The following is a 5,925-nucleotide window of genomic DNA, read 5'->3' as shown; positions in this document are numbered from 1 at the left end:
GCCCGGCCCCGCGGGATACGAGGCGATGCGCCCCGCGGCCCCCCGGCCGGCCCCGGCGCCGTATCAGGACCCGTACAACCAGCAGCAGTACCGCGGCTACTGAGCCGTCCCCGGCGTTGTCGGTGCCACCTGGCACGATGACCTCATGGGAAACGCGCGGCTGCAGTCGATCCACGTCCATCCGGTCAAGGCGTTTCGGAGCCTGGCGCTCCGGGAGGCCGTCGTGGAGCCCTGGGGGCTGGCCGGAGACCGCCGCTGGATGCTGATCGACGACGGGGGAAAGGTCGTCACGCAACGCCAGCAGCCGCGCCTCGCCCTGGCCGCCGCCGAGCTTCTGCCCGGCGGCGGTGTCCGGCTGTCCGCGCCCGGCCGGGAGCCGCTCACGGTGCCGGTCCCTCGTGCGCAGGGCACGGTCGTGGTGCAGATCTTCCGCGACAAGGTCGAGGCGCTCCCCGCGGAGGGGGAGGCCGTGCACGCTTGGTGCAGCGACTTCCTCGGCGCGGACGTACGACTGGTGTACCTGGACGATCCGGCCACGCGCCGGCCCGTGGACCCGCGGTACGCGCTCCCGGGCGAGACCGTCACCTTCGCCGACGGCTTTCCGCTGCTGCTCGCGGCCACGGCCTCCCTCGACGCCCTCAACTCCCTGATCGCCGAGGGCGAGCACGCCGACGAGGGACCGCTGCCCATGAACCGCTTCCGGCCGAACGTGGTCGTCTCCGGCACCGACGCGTGGGCCGAGGACGGCTGGTCGCGCGTCGCCGTCGGCGAGGTCGATTTCCGGGTCGCCAAGCCGTGTGGGCGGTGCGTCGTGACGACGACCGACCAGGGCTCCGCCGAGCGTGGCAGGGAGCCCCTGCACAGCCTCGGGCGGCACCGCCGCGTGGACGGCAAGCTGGTCTTCGGACAGAACCTGGTCCCGGTCGGCCACGGCACGATCCGGGTCGGTGACCCGGTGCGGATCATCGGGTGAGATGCCGCTTTCCCGGGCGGGGTCGGTTCCGGACACCGGCGGGGGCCCGGGAACCGGGCCCCCGGCCCGCCCGTTGGGCTTCGTGAGACGTTCATGAGAAACCCGGCCGCGAGCCCCCCGTGGAGAGGTGATGGCGCGCTCTCCCGGACCGGCCCGCGCGTGGACGGCTCCACCGGGGGCGGTACGGAGCGGGAAGGGGGGTGCGGATCGTGCGGGCGATCAGCGGGCTCTGGCGCTGGCGGCACAATCCGCTGTGCCGCGCGACCGATCTGGCCGAGGCGTGGGTGGCGCTGACGGGGCTGCTGCTGATCCTGTGTGTGGCGCCCCTGGCCGGCGCGCGCGTGGGCGGCGCCGCGCAGGACGCCATGCAGCGGTCGGTGCGCGACCAGCACGAGTCCCGGCACCGGGTGACGGCCACCGTCGTCCGCTCTCTGAAGCGCCCACCGGTGGCCCTCGGCCCCGACGGCACGTCCGCCGGGGGGCTGCGCAGCCGTGTCCTCGCCGCCTGGACCGCGCCGGACGGCTCAAGACACGAGGCGCCCGTCATGGCGAGCATCGACGACCCGGAGACCGGCGACCGCTTCGCCGTCTGGACGGACGGACGGGGCCGGACGGTGGCCCGTCCACTGGACTCCGCGACCGCGACGACGCACGCCGTGCTCGCCGGGTTCGGCGCCACCGTCGTGGCCGCGGCGCTGATCGAGGCCGGCCGGCGGATCGTCGTGTGGCGCATGGTCCGCCGCCGGTACGCCCGTTGGGAGCGGGAGTGGGACCGGGTGGGCCCGGACTGGGGCAGGACCGGCGCGGGCAGTTGACGGGCTTCCGCCTCCGGTCAACTCACCACCTGTGCGCACGCTACGGTGGACCGGCCGAACCGAATCGGCGACGACCCGCGTACGACGAGGTGGGGGCACAGCAACGCCATGGCACAGGGCACGGTCCAGGTGACGCACACCGGCACCTCGCGGTGGCGGCGCCGCACAGGTGAGTACGCATCGCTCGCCGCCGCCCTGGAGGCCGCGGCCGACGGTGACGTCCTCACCGTCGCCCCCGGGACCTACCGGGAGAACCTCGTCGTCCAGCGGGCGGTGACCCTGCGCGGACCCGAGGGCGCCCAGGGTTCGGTACGGATCGCACCGGTCGACGGCGTACCGCTGACCGTGCGCGCCTCGGCGGTGATCCAGGACCTGCACGTGGAGGGCCAGGACGCGGCGGCGCCCGCGGTGCTCGTGGAGGAGGGCACGCCGGAACTGCTGGACCTGCGGGTGGTCACGCGTTCCGCGTCCGGAATAGAAGTGCGCGCCGGCGCCCGGCCGACGGTGCGGCGTTGCACCGTCGACAACCCGGCCGGTGTCGGCATCGCCGTTCTCGACGGCGGGGGCGGCGTGTTCGAGGAGTGCGAGGTCGTCTCGGCGGGTCAGGCGGGCGTCGCGGTGCGCTCCGGCGCGCACCCCCGGCTGGAGCGCTGCCGGGTACACCACGCCGCCGGTTCCGGCCTGACGGCCACGGGTGAGGGGTCCTCCCTGGAAGCCGTGGGCTGCGAGGTCTACGAGGTGCGGGGCAGCGGCGTCCAGGTCACCGGCCGGGCCACCGCGCACCTGACCGACTGCGACGTGCACCGCACCACCGGCGACGGCGTCACGCTCGACACGGACGCGGTGCTCACGCTCGCCGACTGCCGTATCCACGACATCCCGGAGAACGCGGTCGACCTGCGCTCCCGCTCCGTCCTCACCCTGACCCGCACCACCGTGCGGCAGTTCGGCCGCAACGGCCTGTCGGTGTGGGACCCGGGTACGCGGGTGGACGCCAACCAGTGCGAGATCTTCGACAGTACCGGCGATTATCCGGCGGTCTGGATCAGTGACGGCGCCACCGCGGTGCTCGACTCCTGCCGGGTGCACGACGTGCCGGACGCGCTGTTCGTCCTGGACCGCGGTTCGCGCGCGGACGTCGTCGACAGCGACCTGTCCCAGGTACGCAACACGGCGGTCTCGGTGAGCGACGGTGCCACCGCGCAGCTCGACGACTGCCGCATCCGGGACGCGGCCACGGGCGCCTGGTTCCGCGACCACGGCAGCGGCGGCACCCTGAACAACTGCACCCTGGTCGGCAACCGCACCGGCGTGATCGTCACCAAGGGCGCCGACCCCACCATCGAGCGCTGCACGGTCGACTCCCCCTCGGAGGCGGGCGTCTACGTGTCGGCCGGCGGCCGCGGCAGCTTCCTCGGCTGCCGGGTGACCGGCAGCGCCGGCTACGGCTTCCACGTGATCGACGGCTGCCGTACGACGTTGCGGAAGTGCCGTACGGAACGGTGCGCGCGCGGCGGGTACGAGTTCGCGGACGGCGGCCCGGACACGGCGTACGACTCCGGTCCGCTCGTCGAGGACTGCACCAGCGACGAGAGCGGCGGTCTGACGTCGCCCTCCGCTCCGGAGCCCGTCGTGCAGACGGTGAGCCAGTCCCCCGGCCTGCTGGGCTCGATCCCCGGGCAGCGCAGCACCGAGCAGGAGCCCTTGATCGCGGGCGCCGCGCCGCAGGAGCCGGCCCGCACCTCCAAGGCCGTCCTCGGCGAACTCGACGCGCTGGTGGGCCTGGACAGCGTCAAGCGCGAGGTCCGGGCCCTGACCGACATGATCGAGGTGGGCCGGCGCCGGCAGCAGGCGGGTCTGAAGGCCGCGTCGGTCAAACGCCATCTGGTCTTCACCGGCTCCCCCGGCACCGGCAAGACGACGGTCGCCCGGCTGTACGGCGAGATCCTCGCCTCCCTCGGCGTGCTGGACAAGGGGCACCTGGTCGAGGTGTCCCGGGTCGACCTGGTCGGCGAGCACATCGGCTCCACGGCGATCCGCACCCAGGAGGCGTTCCAGCGGGCGCACGGCGGCGTGCTGTTCATCGACGAGGCGTACGCGCTCTCCCCCGAGGACGCGGGCCGCGACTTCGGCAAGGAGGCCATCGACACGCTGGTGAAGCTCATGGAGGACCAGCGGGACTCGGTCGTGGTGATCGTCGCGGGGTACACGGCGGAGATGGAGCGCTTCCTGTCCGTCAACCCCGGTGTCGCCTCCCGCTTCTCACGGACGATCACCTTCGGTGACTACGCTCCCGAAGAACTGCTGCGGATCGTGGAGCAGCAGGCCGACGAGCACGAGTACCGGCTCGCGCCGGGCGCGGCCGAGGCGCTGACGAAGTACTTCACGGCGATCCCCAAGGGCCCGGCCTTCGGCAACGGCCGTACCGCCCGTCAGACGTTCGAGGCGATGGTGGAACGGCACGCGAGCCGGGTCGCCCAGGTCTCCGACCCCAGCACGGACGACCTGACCCTGCTGTACGCCGAGGATCTGCCGGACTTGCCCTGAAGACACCCACCAGGGCTGCGCGGACACACCCCGGCGGGTACGGCCGGTTGCCCTAGCAGTCCTCGGGTCCGCCGTCCGCCGCCGGGACTGACGGAGGCCGGTCGGTGTGGCGCGGCGCCGGCACCTCCGGACGCAGCCGGGCCAGCAGACGCTGCCGTTCCTCGGCGAACGCGGGGTCGGCCTGGTAGTCGGAGTGGCCGAGGAGCGGCGCGGGCAGCGGGTGGAGTTCCGTGCGGCCGTAGGTGAGCGGGTCCTTGAGGGGCGCGCGGTCGACCGCCGGGCCCGAGTCGCCGGGCAGCCGCATCGGACCGCCGATGGGGTCGGTGCGCCGGTAGAGGTTGCGCCAGCAGTCGACCTCCTCGTGCAGCGAGCCGAGCTCGTCCGGTCCGAAGTGGGCCGGGAACCAGCGGCCGTACAGCCGCTCCAGCGGGGAGCCGTAGGTGAGCAGGGCGACCCGTTTGCGGGCCGACGGCTCCAGCTGCCAGGCCGCCGCCGCGGCGAGGACGCTGCCCTGCGAGTGCCCCGAGATGACCAGCCGCCCGCCGGTGGCCCGGGTCCAGGTCGCCATGCGCCAGGTCAGGTCGGGCACCGCGCGCTCGGCGTAGCAGGGCGGTGCGAAGGGGTGGGCGGCGCGCGGCCAGAAGGTGCCGACGTCCCACAGGATGCCGATGGTGCGCCGCGCGGAGGCGTCCTTGTAGGCGCGCCTGCCCCAGGTGACGAACAGTATGAAGCCGAGGCCGATGAGCCAGGAGCCGAGTGCCTGCGCGGTCTGCGCGGCGCCGTGCACGACGGCGTACGTCCCGCGCGCGGCGTCGCCGGGCACCTGGTCGGTGGTCAGGGCGCCCACCAGGGCTCCGGCACCGAGCAGCAGGGTGGCGGCGGAGGTGATGGCGACGAGGAGGGGTGCCCGGTCGGTGAGGGTGGCCAGGGCGCGGGTGAGCGCGATGCGCCGGGTGCGTTGCGGGTCCCCGGCCTCCCCCGGATGGTCGCCCTCCACGGCGTCCCGTTCGGCGCGGGCGAGGCGCCAGGTGTGCCGGGCGAGCGCGGCGCAGAGCAGCAGGACGACGACGAGCAGCGGCGGGATGACGGACGCCTGCCAGGTCAGCAGGACGGGCGGGCCGTCGATGGAGGTGCCGGTGCCGTCCAGCCAGTCCGAGACCCGCTGGGAGACACCGCCGGACATGACGCCGCCCAGCGCGCAGGCCAGCATGGCGACGGCGGGACCGCCGAGGCCCCGGATCGCGGCACGGGCGTCGGGGAGGGCGCGGTGGAGGCCGTGGGCGACCACGGCGAGGGCGATGACCAGCAGACCCTGCACCAGGGCGATGCCGCCGAAGGTCATGTCCCCCGGCAGCCGGCCGGCCGACGTCCACTCCGGGCGGGCCCAGCCGCCGTACAGCAGGGCGAGGACGAACAGGACGAGGGCGGCGAGCGGCAGGCGTCGTACGAGGTGCTCGTCGAGTGTCCGGTCGAGGCGGTTCTCGCTGCGGCCCCGGCGGCAGACCACCACGACCACGGCGACCGCCCCGGCGACCAGCGCCGCCTCCAGGGCCCAGCCCAGCGCGTCGAGCGGCGCCGGTCCGCCCGGCC

At 74.3% G+C, this 5,925-nt stretch carries 4 protein-coding genes and 1 pseudogene; 4 read left to right on the top strand and 1 reads right to left on the bottom strand.

Features of this window, described 5'->3' with window-relative positions; translation table 11 throughout:
• From EBH09_RS40015 to EBH09_RS33095, 4 genes are all read left to right on the top strand, one after another.
• The coding region (locus EBH09_RS40015; RefSeq protein WP_345940975.1) for a DUF6643 family protein at positions 1–103 on the top strand (103 nt) is incomplete at its 5' end.
• Between the two features lie 42 nt (positions 104–145).
• Entirely contained in the window at positions 146–973 is an 828-nt protein-coding gene (locus EBH09_RS33105; protein ID WP_121750518.1) for an MOSC N-terminal beta barrel domain-containing protein, read from the top strand.
• 209 nt (positions 974–1,182) lie between these two features.
• Positions 1,183–1,788 carry a hypothetical protein gene (locus tag EBH09_RS33100; RefSeq protein ID WP_121751125.1) on the top strand — a complete coding sequence of 202 codons (606 nt, stop codon included), beginning with the start codon at positions 1,183–1,185 and terminating at the stop codon, positions 1,786–1,788.
• A gap of 108 nt (positions 1,789–1,896) precedes the next feature.
• Positions 1,897–4,335: a right-handed parallel beta-helix repeat-containing protein gene (locus EBH09_RS33095; RefSeq protein WP_193776659.1), complete on the top strand. Its 2,439-nt coding sequence runs from the start codon at positions 1,897–1,899 to the stop codon at positions 4,333–4,335.
• A gap of 52 nt (positions 4,336–4,387) precedes the next feature.
• Here the strand turns inward: EBH09_RS33095 and EBH09_RS39510 are convergent.
• Positions 4,388–5,925, bottom strand: a pseudogene (locus tag EBH09_RS39510) (lipase family protein); the annotation flags it as partial.

Origin of the sequence: Streptomyces sp. E2N166 (assembly GCF_003671715.1) — a bacterium.
Classification (GTDB): domain Bacteria; phylum Actinomycetota; class Actinomycetes; order Streptomycetales; family Streptomycetaceae; genus Streptomyces; species Streptomyces thinghirensis.
The sequence above is the reverse complement of the archived record's forward strand: the minus strand, read 5'-3'. Positions and strand labels throughout refer to the sequence as shown.

Excerpts from the sequence above, each read along its gene's own strand:
- EBH09_RS33095 (WP_193776659.1), top strand. The coding sequence starts at position 1,897 with ATGGCACAGGGCACGGTCCAGGTGACGCACACCGGCACCTCGCGGTGG.
- EBH09_RS33105 (WP_121750518.1), top strand. The coding sequence starts at position 146 with ATGGGAAACGCGCGGCTGCAGTCGATCCACGTCCATCCGGTCAAGGCG.